Here is an 18905-nt window from a genome sequence, read left to right as displayed (position 1 = left end):
CTGGGGTATGCCTTGCAGTGTTGCCAGACGCCGGGTTTTGGAGAACGGCAGGAGCGGCCAAAAGGGGATCGATATGGCCAATGTGTCTGTCCGCTATTCGCCCCTTGCTAAGGCCTGAACTGACTCGGTGCCACACCGCTCCAGCGCACGAACGCATGCCTGAAGCTCGCGGTCTCGCTGAAGCCCAGTTGCTCGGCGATCCGGTAGATCGGCAGTTCATCCTCCCCCAGCAAATGTTTGGCGCGTTCGAAGCGTAGTTCGTCGAGCAACTCCTGATAGCTGCAGCCCAAATCATGCAAATGCCGGCGCAGGGTACGTGCTGAACAGTTCATCTGCCCTGCCAGTCCCTCCAGGCCCGGAGCGGCATTCAGTTGCGCGGCCAGTAACAGGCGCACACGCCCCAGCCAGGCCTGGCGACCGGTGAACTCGGCATTCTGCCGCCGGCAGCGTTCCACCATGGCGCAGTGGGTGACGGCGTCGGCCAGCGGCAGGGGTTGATCGAGCCAGTCACGGTCGAACGCAAAGGCATTGCTGGCGGCGCCAAATTGCAGCGGGCAGTCGAAGCGTTCGGCGTAGCGTGCTCGATAGTCGGGCGCTGGGTATTCAAAGCGCGCGCCGAGTAATGGCAGTGGTTGGCCGAGCAGATCGTCGCCGATGACTTTCAGCGAGAGCAGGCAGAACTCGACATTGAAGGCGTGCAGGGCTTGATCTTCGCGATAGTCACTGGCGCTGAACCAAACACGCTCGCCGTCCTCCTCCAGGCTCAGTTCAAAAAGTGTTCCCAACAGCGCCGGGTAGCGCAGGGCCAGGCGCAAAGCGTCACCGAAGGTGGCACTGGTGAGCAGTGCATAACCGAGCATGCCGTAGGATGACACATGCATGCGCCGGCCCAGTTCCAAGCCGATACCCCGGCGCAACGCCACGGCGTTGGCGCATACGCGCATTTCCTGATGAGTGGTAATACGCGTATCGGCGCGGCCCAGGTCGGCACTGCTGATGCCACTGCCGGCCAGAAGGGTTTGGCTGGGTATGCCGTCAGGCTTGAACGTCTCCAGTATCAGCGAGACCGCATTAAGGGTGGTCAGGTGTGAATGCAGCATGATGGGTTCCAGCCTGGGTTTGCCAGGCTGGAGCAAGTTATGTGCCGTTGCGCGAGGGGGAGGTCAATAGACCTCTGGCGGGAAAAACAAGCGCTGGGCTTGCGTCAGGTTGATGGAGCTGCGGTAGTAGTTGAGTTGTTCCTCTGCGTTCAAGTCGGTGATCGTGTCAGCCACCTCTTTGAGCTGTTGTTCTGCTGGTGTTTTCAACCGTGCATGGAGAAATCTGTTAAGTGAAGCGTGGGCGCTCGAGTATTGGAAATGTGCATACCAGAGGGGTTTGCTGGTAGACAGATCAATGACGGCATACTCATCTTGATAGCTCCAAGTGGCGCCCTTGAGGGGCTGGCGGGTCGTGACCTTTTTGATCGCAATTTCGCGGTGGTTAATGAGCCAGTCGACATGGGCAATGGTCGGCGGCTGTTGCTTGATCAGCTTTGCCACGGTTTCAGTGGCTCGTGCGTAAAGTGCTTTTGTGGCAGCCTTGAGTCGTTTGCGCAGGTCTGCGCTGGATTGCTTGGTTTGTGCCGTGACTTTGGCTTTGATCAATGCCTCGTCAATATCTTGCTCGCTGCGCTCGAGCAACCAAGCGTGCTGGTGAAACATGTACTCGATGCCGATGGCCGTGCGCGAGGTATCGTTGGCTTGTTGGCTGGCGCGTTCTTGAAACTTCGGCAATTGGGCAAGTAGTTTCTCGCCCGCGGTGGTGGCGTCGTGGAGCGTGAGCGTTGCGGATGTGGCCTGTGCCGGGGGCGTTTCGATGTGTTCGACCCACATACCCGGAGTCTTCTCATGAAAGGTGGCCAGGACCTGGCCGGTTATCGGGGTCTTGATATCAACGAACCTTGATACGGTCCCTATGGGGTCCAAGCGGGGTTCGCCAATCAACACGCCGTTGTAGCGTGTCTGGATAAATTTTTTCAGCGGCCTGGGTAGCGCAGGGGGAGGGGTGGGCCTGATTCGCGTCAGTTTCTGTTCTTCGTGCAGAGGGACAAGTGCCGCCTTGGCGCGGTTGGCGAACCCTTGCAGCGATCGACTCAGGCGTTTCAGGGGTTGGGCCTGGATCTGTTCGGAGAACTCTTGAGAAAAGTCCTTCAAGCGCTCATCGATGAACTTGAACTGCTCCACTAGATTGCTCAAGGCATCAATGCGCTCGTCCAGGCGATATTCGCTTCGCTCATCCAGGGTGTCACGCAGGGTCTGTACCGCGACGTCGGCACTGTCGAGCGTGTCGTTGAGCATCTCCCAGGCATGGGGTTCGGTTGCGAGGGATTCAGGGGCCAGGCACAAGTGACGCGCCAACGTCACCTGCAGGGCCCTGAGATCGTCGCTCATATAGCGGGGCAGTTTGCGTTTGCTCTCCCTGATCACGTCGAATCCGGCCGGGCCGAATTTGCGTAGTTCGGTGAAGCGTGACTGAGCGTAATCCAGGCGCTTGATCATGCTGTCGCTCATCTCGACGATCTGTTGGTAGTCCGCGATATCGCTGGTATGAGGTGGCGGTGCATGGATTGGGAGCTGTTCCAGAACGGGCGAAAGTTTTGAAGTAAAGGGGACGAGTTCTTCGTTTACCCCTGCTTCATTGAGCGCCAGTTGGGCCTGTAGATAGCCAATGGCTTTTACTTGGAATTCAGGCTCCGAGGTGAAGACGGCGATGGTCATCAGGTGTTGCCGTGCTTGTTCGTAGTCTTCCGATTGGCCATCGAGCGTGTCCAGGTAGGCCTGGCGTTTGGCTTGGGCACTGGTACTGGGGGCCTCGTCCATTGCTTTGCGGGTTTCTTGCAGTAGGCGCTGCTGGGTTTTCTTCGCGCTTTCAAACGCTTTCAATTTACTGCGCGATGCGTCGGCTTCGGTGATCGCAAGGTCCTTGGCGGTATTTTTCAACCGATCGGTACTGGGTTTGCGCAGGCGCACCCGGTGGTCGACGGACCATTCGCCCTGAGCGTTGTGAATCAGTATGGGGCCGATGCGGTTGGCCTGGTTGGGGTCAATGACAACAATGTTTTTATCGTCGTCCACTTTCACCATGAACCAGTTTTCGCCGACGGGAGCGTAGTGCTGCTCTCCTGACTGATACAGGTAGCGGTCAGCAGCCGGCTGGTCTATGACGGCGCCGAGGTCAGCGGGCTTTTCTGTTTTAAAGCTTTCAAGCATCGAGGTTTCCAGCGCTGGCGTGCGGTTGATTGCGCCGCTCGTGTTCAGTGCGATCTCGTGATCGGGAGGCGGGGCCAGCGAGGTTCGCTCAGGCAGTTGCTCGACGGTGAAGCTTATCGTGCTGGAGGGGCCCGGCGTTTCAGGCGCAAGCTCGGTCGTCTTGACTTTGGTGGGCTCGATCCTGGCCGGCTCGAACTTAGGTCTGCTGCGCTGTGCGCTGTGTAAGGTGATCGCCATACCCAGGTTAAGCAGCACATCGGTCAGCGCAGACCATTGTGCAGGCTTGTCGCCCTCCTCATGGGCCTGGGCAAAAGTTTCCAGCTGTTCGACGATTTGCCAGATCCACGCGCTAGTGCTTGCGACGCGCCCCATAAAGGGCAGTGCGGCATTGAAGAGCACCCAACCGGCCTGCTTTAGCGTGTCCCAGCGGCTTTCGGCATTCGATACCGATTGGCGGTCCGCCAGTTCAATCAGCGCTTTGGCGTTGCTCTCGAACAGCGTCTTGAACATATCCCCGTTGAGGCTCTTCTCACCAAGACTCACGGGACCGCTATAGGTCCATAGCTCGATGGGGTTTACCAGAAAGTCGGCGATGACCCACGGCGACGGCCAATGACTGGTAAAGACATAATTGGCGTAGTGGTTACGCACCGCGTCCGGTAGCCAGCTAATCACCGAATCGCGCAACGTGCGCGACTGGCTGATGGCATACAGCAAGTTTGCCGGTGATGGGTATTGCAGCAACGCGGGTTCAAACAACGGGCGGTATAGCAGGCAAGGGCCGTCTTGAGCATTTTCTGGGCCGATGATGTACATATTGGTGACGTCATCGTTGCCGTTGATGAGCCGGCGCTTGGGGTTGAAGCTCAGGCGTCGCACCATGATGGCTTTGCCGTCGACGTAATGGTCGCCGCTTTCAGGCTGCATCACAGCCACAACGTAGCGGTAGCCGCGCTCGTCAATCCCGCCCATGCGGCGAATCTTGTGCTGTAAGGCCAGCATCGGCAATTGGACTCGCAGGTGATCGCGGTACAGTTTTTTGCGACGTGACGCCTCGGCCGGGTCATCCAGCAGTTTGCTGCGGATCAATGCAGGGTACGTGACACCGATATTACAGCGGCTGATCAGTGTTTCGAGGTAAGCCACGGTTATCCGATCCGGTATGGATTGGCGGATGTCGCTCAGCAACGTTTTATTACCGGTGGGCAGTGCAATCAGGTTTTGCAGGGCCAGTTCGGCAAGGCTGAACGTGGTGGTTTCGAACTGCCCGGGCACGGTGAAAAGGCCCCATACCACCAGGCTCTTGACCTGGATTTTCAGCTTGTCGAGCTTCAGGTAATGCAGCGTCGGGTGGTCCTTGAGCAGCTCGATTTTCAACTGGTCCAAGGCGAACTGATGAATGCTGGGAATACCGTCCTCGTAGGTCTTGCCGGCATTCAGGCTATTGAGCGAGGCCAAGTCCTTGAGGTGGCGTGAATAAAGCGACTGATCGCTGGCAGAGGCATCGGTCAGCCAGTCCGGCAGTTGGGTTTGATACCAGCCTGGGCCCGGCCCTTTGGCGATGGCTTTTTCGGCAGGCATCGGGAGTGTTTGCAGGGGCGGGTGTTTCGCGCTGGGCTGTTTGTAATCCCCGGTTTTGAGGTTTTCCACAGTCTCAAGTTGCAGGGCGATCAGCTTGCAGGCAGCGTGCTCGAAAAAATCGCCGTCAGGTTCATAAAGGCGCCACTCCAGGCGATCAAAAGCCTCCGGTTGCTCCAGGTGATCCTTCAACGAATCGCCTAGCTGTTGGTAGGTGTCGTATTTCTCGTATCCCTTGAAGGGTGAGTAACAGAGGATCAGGGTTTTGTCTTCGAGTTTGCCCTCGAGCACGGTCATGAATACTTGGTCGGTGTGCTGCGTCTTGGAACCTTTTACCAGGTCGGCATCAATCAGATAAGCGCGGCTGCCATAAGGGTTATTGTCTTGGCGAGCGGAGCGGGTGGGTGCATGAAACAGCGTTCGGGCCATCGTGCAGTCTTCGTCGGTCCAGGCATCGACGTGTTGCACATTCCAGGCCCCGCGCAGGCTCTGGGTGAGTGTTTGCCAGCGAGGACCGTTGCCGTTGCTCTGGTTCCAGAACGTTACCAACTGTTCCTGAAAGGCCCGGTAGACCACCGGCGCCAGGGTATTGATCAGATTGGCGATTTCGACAATACGCACGGGCAAATGAAGCGGGGAGGTGGTCAACGGCTTCAGGGTCAGGAAGTGATTGCCCTCGACGCACAGCGTCGGCACCTTGAGGATGGCCTGCCGGGCCAGGATGCTGCTCAAGGTTTCATAGCGTGTTGGCCCTGGCACGATCTGGTCATCGATGAGCTCCCAGGTGGGAGTGCCCATCAGTGTCATGGCCGGGTCGATGTCCAGGTCTGGGTCTTTCTCCAGTAAAGACTGGCGCAGCAGTTCGCGAGCGGCTTCACGAAACGAAGGTCCGACGGACAGTTGAGTGGCCAGTTTGTGTGTTTCAGTGTCTGGAGGCGTTTGCTGCGAGGGTGTGGAGCTGGAGGTCGTCATGCGGGCATCCCTGTCTTGCCGATCAATGGAAAAGCCGAGCGCAGGCTCGGGTTTTCCATGTTAGGTATCAGCAAGCAGGGAATAGCAGTGCTTATGTAGGGCTGTCTTGGGCGTTCAGGCTGGGTTGGTACGCAGGTCCAACTCTACCAGGCGCCGCACTTCCTCGACGGCAAGGCCGGCACCGAGCAGGGCGTGCAACTTGCCGAACGCGGCTTCGCGGGTCATGCCTGCGCCGGACAACACGCCGGCGCCCCGCAAGCGGCTGCCGGCCTCGTAGACATCCAGCTCTACACCGCCTTCATGGCACTGAGTGATGGCGACCACCACCACACCTTGATCTTGCGCACGCTGCAAGCTGGCGAGGAACTGCGGATTATCGCTCGGCCCGGTGCCGCTGCCGAAGCACTCCAGCACCAAGCCCTGAATGCCGCTGCTGATGATTGCGTCTAGCTGTGCAGCGTCGAAACCGGGTATCAGCGGCAGTACGCCGACGTTCGCCAAGGCTTTGGGCTGACGGTAATCCAGCGCTGCCGGCAGGGTTTCGACACGGGCGAAGTCATCCTTGCGTTGCAAGGCCGCAAACGGATTGCGCCCAAAACTGCGAATCTTCGCGCAGCGGGTCGGTGCCATCAGCGCGCCGTGGAAGTACAGGTGCACACCCGGCTCCAACCCTTCGGCCAAGGCTGTCAACGCACCGCTGACGTTTTCCCAGGCATCGCTGTCGGGCACACCGGCGGGCAGCATCGAACCGGTGAACACCACCGGTGCCGGCAGGCCCAGCAGTTGGAAGCTCATGGCCGCCGCGCTGTAGGCCAGGGTGTCGGTGCCGTGCAGGATCAGCACGGCATCGCAGCCGGCGTCTACCGCCTCGACCACGGCGCTGCGCAGGCGCTGCCAGTAAGCGGGGTTCATGTTGGCGCTGTCGATCAGTGGTGACATTTCCCGGAAGCGCCACGCGGGCAGGTCTGCGTCGGCGAACTGTTCACGCATGCGTACTTCAAAACCAGACGCGGGTGCCAGGCCATTGGCGCTGGCCTGCATGCCAATGGTGCCGCCGGTATAGAGCACCATCACGTTATTAGCTGATTGCATCGAAAATCTCCTGAACGAAAAACGCCGCCGGGCCCAGAGCATGCCCAAGGCCGGGCGGCGTGTCATCTAGCCGTGATTAACGTTGCGCTTGAGCGCTCAGTTCAACTGCCGGGGCCGCTTCGGTTTTCACCGGGTTGGCCGGCCAGGCCTTGCGGTCCAGGTCCAGGTCGGGGAACTGGCTGGAATCGAACACCGGGGTCTTGATACCCGCCGCGCGCTGGTTGTCGTAGTCGTTGAGGATGCGCATGGCAATCTTGAACAGGAACGCCAGGGCGAACAGGTTGACGAACGCGAGCATGGTCATGGTGATGTCGGCGAAGGCAAACACCGTGCTCAAGTTCTCGATGGAGCCCCAGAAAATCAGCACCAGCACCAAAGCGCGATAACCCATCAGCACCTTGCGGTTGTTGCCGACCAGGAAGCGCAGGTTGCTCTCGCCCAAGTAGTAGTTGTACATGATCGACGTGAACACGAACAACGCCAGGGCCACCGAGATGAACATGCGGCCCCAGTCACCCACTACTGCCGCCAGGGAGTTCTGGGTCAGGGCAATGCCGTCGCCTTCAAAGCCTGGGGTGTAGAAACCCGACAGCAGGATCAGCAACGCAGTACAGGTGCAGATCACGAAGGTGTCGAGGAACACGCTGAACGCTTGCACCACGCCTTGGGCGATAGGGTGTTCTACCGACGCCACTGCCGCCACGTTAGGCGCACTGCCCAAGCCTGCTTCGTTGGCGAACACGCCGCGCTTTACACCCATGATGATCGCGCTGCCCACCAGGCCACCGAAGGCTTGGTCGAGGCCGAACGCGCTCTTGACGATGGTCGCGAGCATGGCCGGTACGTGGTCGAATTGCAGCACGATCACGTACAGGGTCACGGCGATGTAGACCAGGGTCTTGACCGGCACCAGCAGGTCGGCGATCGAGGCGATACGCTTGATCCCGCCGATGAACACCAGGCCCAGCAACACCGCCAGCGCGAGGCCGGTGTAGGTGGTGTCGAGCCCGAAGGCGTTGTTCAGCGAGTGGGTGACAGCGTGTGCTTGCAGGCCGTTGAAGGCAAAGCCGAAGGTCACCAGCAGCAGGAACGCCATGACCATCCCCAGCCAGCGCTTGTGCAGGCCGTGCTGGATGTAATACGCCGGGCCGCCACGGTAGGTGCCTTCAGCGTCGGTGCGCTTGTACAACTGGCCGAGGGAGCACTCGATAAAGCTCGAAGACATGCCCACCAGCGCGGTGACCCACATCCAGAACACGGCACCCGGGCCACCCAACGTCACGGCAATGCCGACACCGGCGATGTTACCGGCACCCACGCGGCCGGCCAGGCTGAGCATCAGCGCCTGGAACGAGCTGAGTTGGCCGGCGCTGCTCTTGAGGCTGTCTTTAAACACCGAGAACATGTGGAAAAAGTGACGCAACTGCACGAAACGCGAGCGGATCGTGAAATAACCGCCGAGCCCGACTATGAGCACGATCAGTACTTTCCCTGAGAGGAAGTCGTTGATGACTTCGAGCATGGAGTGTTCCTCGCTGATTTTTCTAATGGCAAACGCAGGACGGTCCGACGCATCGCTCGGCACCAGGCAGTGCACGACGCTCGATCCCCATCCTTTTGCGGGTGTTGTTATTCATGCGCTTTCGCGTGGTTCCCGGGCCTCGTTACCGACAGCCGCAGACGCGAAGAGGGGCGGCACTATACCTAGGCGAGCGTGATCCGTCTGCACGGGGCGATTAAAGGTTTCAGCGCGGTCGCGGAAGGGGAGGAAGGTTTGCGGTGCGATATTAGATTTTTTATGGGCGTCATGGAGCAACCTCAAGGCAAAAAAAAGGGCCTGAAGAACGAGCCTTCAGGCCCTCAAAAGGTGAGAGGTGTCTAGTCCCTCAACCTGGTGAGCAGTGCAACAAACGCTTAGGCCTTCAGCGGGACCAAGCGTGGAGCGATCATGTTTTCCGGGCGCAGGATGTCGTCGAGCATGGCGTCGTCGAGCAAGCCTTCTTCACGCACCAGTTCCAGCACGCCGCGCCCGCTTTCAAGAGCGATACGCGCAATGCGGGTGGCGTTTTCATAGCCGATGTACGGGTTCAGCGCGGTGACCAGGCCGATGGAGTGTTCCACCAGTTCGCGGCAGCGCGCTTCGTTGGCGGTGATGCCGACGATGCAGTGCTCGCGCAGCATGTCCATGGCGCGTTGTAGCAGGCGGATCGAGTCGAAGATCTTGAAGGCGATCAGCGGCTCCATCACGTTCAGTTGCAGTTGGCCGCCTTCGGCTGCCATGGTCAGGGCCAGGTCGTTACCGATGACCTGGAACGCTACCTGGTTGACCGCTTCCGGGATCACCGGGTTGACCTTGCCGGGCATGATCGAGCTGCCTGGCTGGCGAGCCGGCAGGTTGATCTCGTTGATGCCGGTGCGTGGGCCGCTGGACAGCAGGCGCAAGTCGTTGCAGATCTTGGACAGCTTCACGGCGGTACGCTTGAGCATGCCGGAGAACAGTACAAAGGCGCCCATGTCGGAGGTGGCTTCGATCAAGTCGGCCGCCGGTACCAGCGGCTGGCCGCTGATGGTGGCCAGGCGTTGTACGGCCAGGGCCTGGTAACGTGGGTCGGCGTTGATGCCGGTGCCGATGGCGGTGCCGCCCAGGTTCACTTCGGTGAGCAGCTCCGGTGCCAGGGTCTTCAGGCGCGCCAGGTCTTCGCCCAGGGTAGTGGCGAAAGCGCGGAATTCCTGGCCGAGGGTCATCGGCACGGCGTCTTGTAACTGGGTGCGGCCCATTTTCAGCACATGGCTGAACTCGGCGCCTTTGGCGGCGAACGCCTGGATCAGGCTGTCGAGGCTGGCCAGCAGCGCGTCATGGCCCAACAGCAGACCCAGGCGGATCGCGGTCGGGTAGGCGTCGTTGGTCGACTGCGCCATGTTCACGTCGTTGTTGGGGTGCAGGTACTGGTATTCGCCCTTCTGGTGACCCATGGCCTCCAGCGCGATGTTGGCGATGACTTCGTTGGCATTCATGTTGGTTGAAGTGCCGGCGCCGCCTTGAATCATGTCCACCACGAACTCTTCGTGGAAATCGCCGCGGATCAGACGAGCACAGGCTTCGCTGATGGCAGCGTGCTTGGCTTCGCTGAGCTGGCCCAACTCGCGGTTGGCGTCAGCGGCCGCTTGCTTGACCATTGCCAGACCGACCACCAATTTCGGGTAATGCGAAATCGGAACGCCCGAGAGGCGGAAGTTATTCACCGCTCGCAGGGTCTGGATGCCGTAATACGCTTGAGCCGGTACTTCGAGTACGCCAAGCAGGTCTTTTTCGGTACGGAATGATGCAGCAGAGGACATGACGGAAATCATCTCAATATGGACCCGGAACTGGCCGGAACGCTGCGAATGCTAGGCTTGTAGAACTTTTTGGGCCAATGCTGTTAAACACTGGCCTATGCACAAACGGCATAATGTGGATGTGACCCGGTTATCTTGGCGGGCGTGTGTGCCAAAATGGTGCATTCCGTGGGAGGCAGTGATGAACCTTGAGAGCAAGTGGTTGGAAGACTTCAGCGCCCTGGCGGCGACGCGTAGTTTTTCCCAGGCGGCTGAGCGGCGCTTTGTCACCCAGCCGGCGTTCAGTCGGCGTATCCGCAGCCTGGAAGCCGCGTTGGGCCTGACGCTGGTCAACCGTTCGCGTACACCGGTGGAGTTGACGGCGGCGGGGCAGTTGTTCCTGGTTACGGCGCGCACAGTGGTCGAACAGCTCGGTGAAGTCCTGCGCCATTTGCATCACCTGGAAGGCGGGCAGGGCGAAGTCATGCAAGTGGCGGCCGCCCACTCCCTGGCCTTGGGGTTCTTCCCGCGCTGGATCGCGCAGTTGCGCAACGAGGGCTTGAATATCGCCACGCGGCTGGTGGCCACCAACGTCGGCGACGCCGTGCACGCCCTGCGCGAAGGCGGTTGCGACCTGATGCTGGCGTTCTACGACCCGGACGCGGCGATGCAAATGGACGCCGAGATTTTCCCGTCGCTGCATCTGGGCAACACCGAAATGCTCCCGGTGTGCGCCGCCGATGCCGAGGGCAAGCCGCTGTTCGACCTGGAGGGCGAGGGCAGCGTGCCGCTGCTGGCCTACAGCGCCGGCGCGTTCCTTGGCCGCTCGGTGAATTTGCTGCTGCGCCAGAGGGCTCTGCGCTTTACTACCATCTATGAAACCGCCATGGCCGACAGCCTCAAGAGCATGGCGCTCGAAGGCTTGGGGATCGCCTGGGTACCGCAGTTGAGCGTACGTGCAGAGTTGGCGCGCGGCGAACTGGTGGTGTGCGGCGGGCCGCAATGGCATGTGCCGCTGGAGATTCGCTTGTATCGCTGCGCGTTGGTGCGCAAGGCGAATGTGCGGTTGTTGTGGAGGAAGCTGGAAGGTGGGGCAGCGCAAAGCGCTTGAGCCCAGCGCAGAACACATGTGGGAGCTGGCTTGCCTGCGATAGCGGTGTGTCAGCCAACCTATTTGGCTCTGATCCACTGCTATCGCAGGCAAGCCAGCTCCCACAGGATTTCGTGGTGTATTCGCTGACTCTTAAGTCAATAAAACCGCCACTTTGCGCCGCTAGACAGATGGTCATCCCAGGGGCTGTTTATCTGGATTATTACGGTATACTGCGCGGCCTTCGGCCGGTCCAAACCGGCCTTAATTCGTACACCAAGCCACGCTGGATTTCCCGCGTGGCTTGTTGTTTTTTGACGCGCCTGCGGGCGCCCAGAGAGAAGAGGCACGACGATGAGTGCATTGGTTGGCGTGATCATGGGCTCCAAGTCCGATTGGTCCACCCTTAGCCACACCGCCGATATGCTGGAAAAACTCGGCATTCCGTACGAAGTGAAGGTGGTCTCCGCCCACCGCACCCCGGATTTGCTGTTCCAGTATGCCGATGAAGCAGAATCCCGTGGCATCGAGGTGATCATCGCCGGTGCCGGCGGCGCGGCGCACTTGCCTGGCATGTGTGCGGCCAAGACTCACCTGCCCGTGCTTGGCGTGCCGGTGCAGTCGTCGATGCTCTCGGGCGTGGATTCGCTGTTGTCCATTGTGCAGATGCCGGCTGGCATTCCGGTGGCAACCCTGGCGATCGGCAAGGCCGGTGCGATCAACGCAGCCTTGCTGTCCGCCAGCATCCTGGGCGCCAAGCACCCGCAGTTTCATGCGGTGCTGAAAAAATTCCGTGCTGAGCAGACAGACAGCGTGCTGGACAATCCAGACCCACGCATCGCCTGAGGTTGTTGACGATGAAAATCGGTGTAATCGGTGGCGGCCAACTGGGCCGCATGCTGGCTTTGGCGGGTACGCCGCTGGGGATGAACTTCGCTTTCCTGGACCCGGCGCCGGACGCCTGCGCTGCGGCCCTGGGTGAACACCTGCGCGCTGACTACAGCGACCCGGACCACCTGCGCCAACTGGCCGATGAAGTTGACCTTGTGACCTTCGAATTCGAAAGCGTCCCGGCCGAAACCGTGGCCTTCCTGTCGCAGTTCGTGCCGGTGTACCCGAGCGCCGAAGCCTTGCGCATCGCTCGCGACCGCTGGTTCGAAAAGAGCATGTTCAAGGACCTGGGCATTCCGACCCCGGCCTTCGCCGATATCCAGTCCCAGGCGGACCTGGACGCGGCGGTCGCCAGCATCGGCCTGCCGGCGGTGTTGAAAACCCGCACCCTGGGCTACGACGGCAAGGGCCAGAAAGTCCTGCGCACCGCGGCCGATGTGGTCGGCACTTTTGCCGAGCTGGGCAGCGTTGCCTGCCTGCTGGAAGGCTTCGTGCCGTTCACTGGCGAAGTCTCGCTGATTGCCGTACGCGCTCGTGATGGCGAAACCCGCTTTTACCCGTTGGTGCACAACACCCACGACAGCGGCATCCTCAAGCTCTCCGTGGCCAGCACCGACCACCCGTTGCAGGCCCTGGCCGAAGATTATTCCAGCCGCGTCCTCAAGCAACTGGATTATGTTGGCGTGATGGCGTTCGAGTTCTTTGAGGTCGACGGTGGCCTCAAGGCCAACGAAATCGCCCCGCGTGTGCACAACTCCGGGCACTGGACCACCGAAGGCGCCGAGTGCAGCCAGTTCGAAAACCACCTGCGGGCTGTGGCGGGCTTGCCGTTGGGCTCCACGGCCAAGGTCGGCGAGAGCGCCATGCTCAACTTCATCGGCTCTGTACCGCCGGTGGAGCGTGTGATGGCGATCGACGATTGTCACGTGCATCACTACGGCAAGGCCTTCAAGGCCGGGCGCAAGGTCGGCCACGCCAACCTGCGTTGCAAGGACCGTGCGACGCTGCAGGCGCAGATCCTCAAGGTTGAAGCACTGATCGCCGAACAATAAGCCTGGCCACGGCGGGAACCATTGGGGTTCTGCGTCTCTCTGATTGCAGGATGCCAAAGCCTGACTAGGCTTTGGCATGACTCATACCAATCAGAGGGAAATGCCATGGGTATCATCGGAACCATCTTTATCGGCTTGATCGTCGGCCTGCTGGCGCGCTTCCTCAAGCCTGGCGACGACAGCATGGGCTGGATCATGACCATCCTGCTGGGTATCGCCGGTTCCCTGGCCGCGACCTACGGCGGTCAGGCCCTGGGGATCTACCAGGCAGGCCAGGGCGCAGGTTTCATCGGCGCGCTGGTGGGTGCCATCGTGTTGCTGGTGATCTACGGCCTGATCAAAAAGAAGTAATCAGCCGACAAAGTCCTCTGCGCTGCGCAGGCGCAGAGGGCTAGAATGCTCGGCACTTGTATTTGCCGAGCCTCTCCATGCGCCGTCTTCTGTTAACGCTTCTTCTGCTGGGCTCTGGCCTGGCGCACGCTGGCGAACTGCCGGAAACCGACTGGCTCGACCTGATGCCGCTGTCGGATCAGAAAGCTCTCGAAGCCATGCCCGAGATCGACCACAACTCCCCCGAAGCTCAAGGCACGTTCACCGAAAAGGGTGGCTTGAAGCAGAGCAAGGGCCTGCCTGCGGTGATGTATTCCACCAAGACCGTAGCGGCCATGAACGGCAAGAATATCCGCATTGGCGGCTATCCGGTGCCGCTTGAAACGGACGCCAAGGGCCGCAGCACATTGTTCTTCCTCGTGCCTTACCCGGGCGCCTGCATACACGTGCCGCCACCGCCGCCTAATCAACTGGTGCTGGTGCGCTATCCCAAGGGGTTGAAGCTGGATGATATCTACACGCCGCTGTGGGTCACGGGCACGCTGAAGGTGGAGAAGGTCAATAACGACTTGGCAGATGCCGCGTATGCGCTGGAGGCGGGGAAGGTGCGGGTGGTGAAGGAGTCTGATCTCTAAAGCTCAGAGCATAATCTGTGGGAGCTGGCTTGCCTGCGATAGCAACGCCTCGGTGTTCCTGATACACCCAGTTGCCTGCATCGCAGGCAAGCCAGCTCCCACATTTGATTGGGTTTACAAGGCCAGTGCCGTGATGCTCACGCCTAGAGTGTGGCTTTCGCCGGGCGCCAGGTTCACGACATCGTCCAGCACGTTGGCCGTCTCGATGCACAACATACTCTGCCAGCCGTCATCGGCCATATCGTCGAAAGCCTTGGCGCGTTCGGTCCAGGGGTTCCAGACCACGGTGGATTTCGAGCCTTCGCTGGTGAGCTGGATACGGCGCTGCCAATCGCTATCGACGATGTTCAACTGGGCCGGCGTATTCAGGTAAATGCGGTCTGTTTCGGCGCTGAAGTGCAGCAGCCCGGCTTGCTGTTTCTCGGCCCACCCGTCGGCGGTATCGATGTAAGCCACGCCATCCAGGCCCTCGACCTGCACCTTGCGCACATCGCTCACGGCGAAGTAGGTGTGCAATGCCTGGCTGAGGGTCACGGCGTCGGCGCCGCGGTTGTGGCTGGTCAGGCGGATGTGCAGTTGGTCATCCAACAGCAGGCTCAGCGTCAGGTCTACCTGATGGGGCCAGCCTGGAAAGCCGCCAGCCGGCACCGGCAATACCAAGTCCACTCGCAGCGTCTGGCCGTCGAGTTCGGTGGTGGCCAGTTCCCAGCGGGCGGTGCGCACAAAACCGTGGGCGCCGGCAGGCTGATCACTCTGGCGCATGGCTTTGACGCTTTGCGGGTTGCGGTCGAACACCCCGAACCACGGCCAGCACACCGGTACGCCGGTACGAATGCCTTTGCCCTGCTTGAACACTGCCTCAGGGTTCGGCCAGATCAGCGGCTGTTCGCCCTCGCGCTGGTAACTGAAGATATGCGCACCCTGTTGGGCCACCATCAGCTCGGCGCCGTTGTGGCGGATGCGCCAGCAGTCCAGCTCGTCGATTTTTACCGTCTCAACGTGGGGCGTAGGCATGACAAAGCTCTCTTAGTGGCAGGCAATGGGGCAATTGACCGTTAAAACCCGGCGAGGTTTAACGCGCCCGTGACGGTACCGAGCGCGTGCGGCCGCTGCCATCGATGGCGACGAACACGAATACGGCTTCGGTCACCTTGCGCCATTCGCTGGACAACGGATCGTCGCTCCACACTTCGACCATCATCTGGATCGAACTGCGGCCGATTTCCAGGGCCTGGGTATAGAAGGAAAGCTGCGCACCCACGGCCACCGGCACCAGAAACGCCATGCGATCAATGGCCACGGTGGCCACGCGCCCACCGGCGACCTTGCTGGCCATTGCCGTGCCGGCGAGGTCCATCTGCGCGACCAGCCAGCCGCCGAAGATATCGCCAAAACCGTTGGTTTCACGCGGGAGCGCGGTGATTTGCAGGGCGAGATCGCCTTGCGGGATAGGATCTTCTTGTTCGAGTTCGATCATGCCGAGGGTGCCTCTGACCCGTGACGCTTCATGGGTATTTCAAGTGGATAGCCGTCTTCTCAGAAAAACGTTTCAGCACCAACATACACCGCTCGATGCGTTTCTCGTAAGGCGAACTAAAGGGAAACTCTGCCAAACCGGCTGGACGGCACCCAACAACGTTTTGGCACAGCAGCCCCTCAAGACAGCGGGTCTGGCGCTTGCACCGGCGAGTATATCGAGACCCTGGCGCCACGACGACCTCCCGACGCTCATTTGGTCGGTAAATAGATGCTGTATCGGGGCTTTTGCGCGCAACTGTGCTCCTGGCGCTGTGCTTTTTCGGGCGATTTGCTATCTTGCCAAACCCGCCGCAAGTCACGGGCGTGCAGTCCTTTACGATGATTACTATAAGAGAAGCCTTGCCATGTCCTCCGTGCCCGCAAGCAGTGCGCAACCCTCGCGCCCGCTGACCCGCAACGACTACAAAACCCTGTCGCTGTCTGCCCTGGGTGGAGCGCTGGAGTTCTACGACTTCATCATCTTTGTGTTTTTCGCCACCGTGGTCGGGAAACTGTTCTTCCCTGTGGACATGCCCGAATGGCTGCGCATGATGCAGACCTTCGGCATCTTCGCCGCCGGCTACCTGGCGCGCCCCTTGGGCGGCATCATCATGGCGCACTTTGGTGACCTGCTGGGGCGCAAGAAGATGTTCACCCTGAGCATCTTCATGATGGCCGTACCCACCCTGATCATGGGGCTGCTGCCCACCTACGCGCAGATCGGCCTGTGGGCGCCGGTCCTGTTGCTACTGATGCGCATCATCCAGGGCGCGGCGATCGGCGGCGAAGTACCGGGCGCCTGGGTGTTCGTCTCCGAGCACGTCCCGCCGCGCCACATCGGCTACGCCTGCGGCACCCTGACCAGCGGCCTCACCGCCGGTATTCTGCTGGGCTCGTTGGTGGCTACCGCCATCAATAGCGCCTATACACCGGAACAGGTCTCTGATTACGCTTGGCGGATTCCTTTCCTGCTCGGCGGCGTATTCGGCCTGCTGTCGGTGTACCTGCGTCGTTGGCTGCATGAAACCCCGATCTTCGCCGAGATGCAGCAACGCAAGAGCCTGGCCGCTGAACTGCCCTTGCGCGCCGTGTTGCGCGATCACCGTGGCGCCATTGTGCTGTCGATGCTGCTGACCTGGCTATTGTCGGCCGGCGTGGTGGTAGTCATCCTGATGACCCCGACCGTGCTGCAAACCATCTACCACTTCAGCCCTACGGTTGCGCTGCAAGCCAATAGTCTGGCCATCGTGACCCTGAGCCTGGGTTGCATCGCCTCGGGTGCGCTGGCCGACCGCTTTGGAGCCGGTCGCGTGCTGGTCACAGGTTGCGCACTGCTGCTGGCGACCTCCTGGACGCTGTATCACAGCCTGATGGCCCACCCGGACTGGCTGTTCCCGTTGTATGCCCTGACCGGCTTGTTTGTCGGCACCATCGGCGTGGTGCCCTACGTGATGGTCAAAGCCTTCCCGCCGGTGGTGCGCTTCAGCGGTCTGTCGTTCTCCTATAACGTTGCTTATGCCGTGTTCGGCGGGTTGACGCCATTGGCGGTGTCGCTGCTGATGAAGGAGAGCCCGATGGGCCCGGCTTACTATGTGGCCGTCCTGTGTGTGATGGGGATGCTGGTGGGCGGGTATCTGTGGAAACGCGGCCGCTGAAGCCTGCACATTCAGATAGTGGCCTTTCATCTAATTGTCATATTTCAGACATAGAGTGTTCACACGGCCTGCCGATACTTGGCCCCGATCCAATTATCCCTATCTGCTAGGAGCAAGGCATGAAACTGAAACGTTTGATGGCGGCAATGACTTTTGTCGCTGCTGGCGTTGCGACCGCCAACGCGGTGGCCGCTGGTGTTGATCCGGCAATCCCGGCTTACGTCAAGACCACTGGTGTGTCGGGCAACCTGTCCAGCGTCGGCTCCGATACCTTGGCTAACCTGATGACCCTGTGGGCCGAGGGTTACAAAAAGGAATACCCGAACGTCAACATCCAGATTCAAGCTGCCGGCTCTGCCACTGCGCCACCTGCGCTGACTGAAGGCACCTCCAACCTGGGCCCGATGAGCCGCAAGATGAAGGACACCGAACTGGCTGCCTTCGAGCAGAAGTACGGCTACAAGCCAACGGCAATCCCGGTTGCGGTGGATGCCCTGGCGGTATTTGTGCACAAGGACAACCCGATCCAGCACCTGACGATGGAACAGGTCGATGCGATCTTCTCCTCGACGCGTCTGTGCGGCGCCAAAGCCGATGTGAAAACCTGGGGTGACCTGGGCGTGACCGGCGACCTGGCCAACAAGCCAGTGCAACTGTTCGGGCGTAACTCGGTATCTGGCACCTACGGCTACTTCAAGGAAGAAGCCCTGTGCAAAGGCGACTACAAGCCAAACGTGAACGAACAACCGGGCTCGGCTTCGGTCGTGCAGTCGATCAGCTCCTCGCTGAACGGCATCGGTTACTCGGGCATCGGCTACAAGACCGCCAGCGTGAAGACCGTGCCATTGGCCAAGAAAGGCAGCACTGACTACATCGAAGACTCCGAAGAAAACGCCCTGAACGGCAAGTATCCGCTGTCGCGTTTCCTCTACGTGTATGTCAACAAAGCCCCGAACAAGCCACTGGCGCCGCTGGAAGCTGAGTTCGTGAAACTGGTGCTGTCCAAGCAGGGCCAGGAAGTGGTGGTCAAAGACGGCTACATCCCGCTGCCAGCCAAAGTCGCCGCCAAGGCCCTGGCTGACCTGGGTCTGAAAGAAGGCAACTAAGCCTGCGATACCTGATGTAGACGCATGCTTTTCTGTGGGAGCGGGCTTGCCCGCGATGCTGGCGACGCGGTTTAGCGTTGAAATCGTGTTGATGGCATCGCGGGCAAGCCCGCTCCCACATAAGCAGTCTGCATCCCTAATTTTTATCCGCTGCCAGCCCTGCTTCGCGGCGGATTTGTTGCGTCACTGCACTGTCATCTTTCTGTCATACAGGATCGCTAGGGTGTGCGCATGAATGATCTGGCCAATTCCACCATGACGACGACTTCCCCTCCCAAGCGCATTGATTTCAATACGCCTGAGCTGCAACGCAAGCGCCGCATCCGCGCGCTCAAGGATCGCTTCACCCGTTGGTATGTGCTGGTCGGCGGCCTCGCCGTGCTGGCCGCCATTACCCTGATCTTCTTCTTCCTCGCC

The 18905-nt window shown here is 60.2% G+C and carries 14 protein-coding genes; 7 read left to right on the top strand and 7 right to left on the bottom strand.

Going from position 1 to position 18905, the window contains the following annotated elements; all coding sequences use genetic code 11:
* Positions 1 to 107: 107 nt before the first annotated feature.
* The 5 genes from AC1RAC_RS09860 to aspA form a co-directional block, all read right to left on the bottom strand.
* On the bottom strand, positions 108 to 1100 hold the full coding sequence (locus AC1RAC_RS09860; RefSeq protein WP_197900109.1) for an AraC family transcriptional regulator: 993 nt from the start codon (positions 1098 to 1100) through the stop codon (positions 108 to 110).
* 63 nt (positions 1101 to 1163) lie between these two features.
* A complete protein-coding gene (locus AC1RAC_RS09855) occupies positions 1164 to 5801 on the bottom strand; it encodes a hypothetical protein (protein WP_492616529.1) in 4638 nt (1545 codons plus the stop codon).
* Positions 5802 to 5915: 114 nt separating this feature from the next.
* Positions 5916 to 6893, bottom strand: a complete 978-nt coding sequence (locus AC1RAC_RS09850) for an asparaginase (protein ID WP_492616528.1) — start codon at positions 6891 to 6893, stop codon at positions 5916 to 5918.
* 76 nt (positions 6894 to 6969) lie between these two features.
* Entirely contained in the window at positions 6970 to 8415 is a 1446-nt protein-coding gene (locus tag AC1RAC_RS09845; protein WP_054916993.1) for an alanine/glycine:cation symporter family protein, read from the bottom strand.
* Positions 8416 to 8807: 392 nt separating this feature from the next.
* On the bottom strand, positions 8808 to 10232 hold the full coding sequence (gene aspA, locus AC1RAC_RS09840; protein WP_003195657.1) for an aspartate ammonia-lyase: 1425 nt from the start codon (positions 10230 to 10232) through the stop codon (positions 8808 to 8810).
* 181 nt (positions 10233 to 10413) lie between these two features.
* On the opposite strand from aspA, the gene AC1RAC_RS09835 reads away from it, so the two are divergent.
* The 5 genes from AC1RAC_RS09835 (at position 10414) to AC1RAC_RS09815 (ending at position 14209) form a co-directional block, all read left to right on the top strand.
* Positions 10414 to 11322, top strand: coding sequence for a LysR substrate-binding domain-containing protein (locus AC1RAC_RS09835; protein ID WP_019818139.1), 909 nt, complete (start codon positions 10414 to 10416; stop codon positions 11320 to 11322).
* 333 nt (positions 11323 to 11655) lie between these two features.
* The gene (purE, locus tag AC1RAC_RS09830; RefSeq protein ID WP_003195648.1) at positions 11656 to 12147 is read left to right on the top strand and encodes a 5-(carboxyamino)imidazole ribonucleotide mutase; all 492 of its coding nucleotides are present in this window, start codon (positions 11656 to 11658) and stop codon (positions 12145 to 12147) included.
* An 11-nt stretch (positions 12148 to 12158) separates the two neighbouring features.
* The gene (locus AC1RAC_RS09825; RefSeq protein ID WP_054896064.1) at positions 12159 to 13244 is read left to right on the top strand and encodes a 5-(carboxyamino)imidazole ribonucleotide synthase; all 1086 of its coding nucleotides are present in this window, start codon (positions 12159 to 12161) and stop codon (positions 13242 to 13244) included.
* Positions 13245 to 13349: 105 nt separating this feature from the next.
* Entirely contained in the window at positions 13350 to 13595 is a 246-nt protein-coding gene (locus tag AC1RAC_RS09820; protein ID WP_005792540.1) for a GlsB/YeaQ/YmgE family stress response membrane protein, read from the top strand.
* Positions 13596 to 13672: 77 nt separating this feature from the next.
* The gene (locus AC1RAC_RS09815; RefSeq protein WP_003195640.1) at positions 13673 to 14209 is read left to right on the top strand and encodes a DUF3299 domain-containing protein; all 537 of its coding nucleotides are present in this window, start codon (positions 13673 to 13675) and stop codon (positions 14207 to 14209) included.
* A gap of 114 nt (positions 14210 to 14323) precedes the next feature.
* Here the strand turns inward: AC1RAC_RS09815 and AC1RAC_RS09810 are convergent, their stop codons facing one another.
* Entirely contained in the window at positions 14324 to 15223 is a 900-nt protein-coding gene (locus AC1RAC_RS09810) for a D-hexose-6-phosphate mutarotase (RefSeq protein WP_492616527.1), read from the bottom strand.
* 58 nt (positions 15224 to 15281) lie between these two features.
* Positions 15282 to 15686 (bottom strand): acyl-CoA thioesterase, encoded by a 405-nt coding sequence (locus AC1RAC_RS09805; protein WP_003176975.1) that lies wholly within the window; start codon positions 15684 to 15686, stop codon positions 15282 to 15284.
* 406 nt (positions 15687 to 16092) lie between these two features.
* On the opposite strand from AC1RAC_RS09805, the gene AC1RAC_RS09800 reads away from it, so the two are divergent.
* Both AC1RAC_RS09800 and AC1RAC_RS09795 read left to right on the top strand, forming a co-directional pair.
* On the top strand, positions 16093 to 17382 hold the full coding sequence (locus AC1RAC_RS09800) for an MFS transporter (protein ID WP_034129128.1): 1290 nt from the start codon (positions 16093 to 16095) through the stop codon (positions 17380 to 17382).
* 119 nt (positions 17383 to 17501) lie between these two features.
* A complete protein-coding gene (locus AC1RAC_RS09795) occupies positions 17502 to 18488 on the top strand; it encodes a phosphate ABC transporter substrate-binding protein PstS (protein ID WP_003195633.1) in 987 nt (328 codons plus the stop codon).
* Positions 18489 to 18905: the final 417 nt, after the last annotated feature.

The organism is Pseudomonas sp. GW823-FHT02F05 (assembly GCF_058797315.1).
Note: the sequence above shows the minus strand (reverse complement) of the source record. Positions and strands in the feature narration are given on the sequence as shown.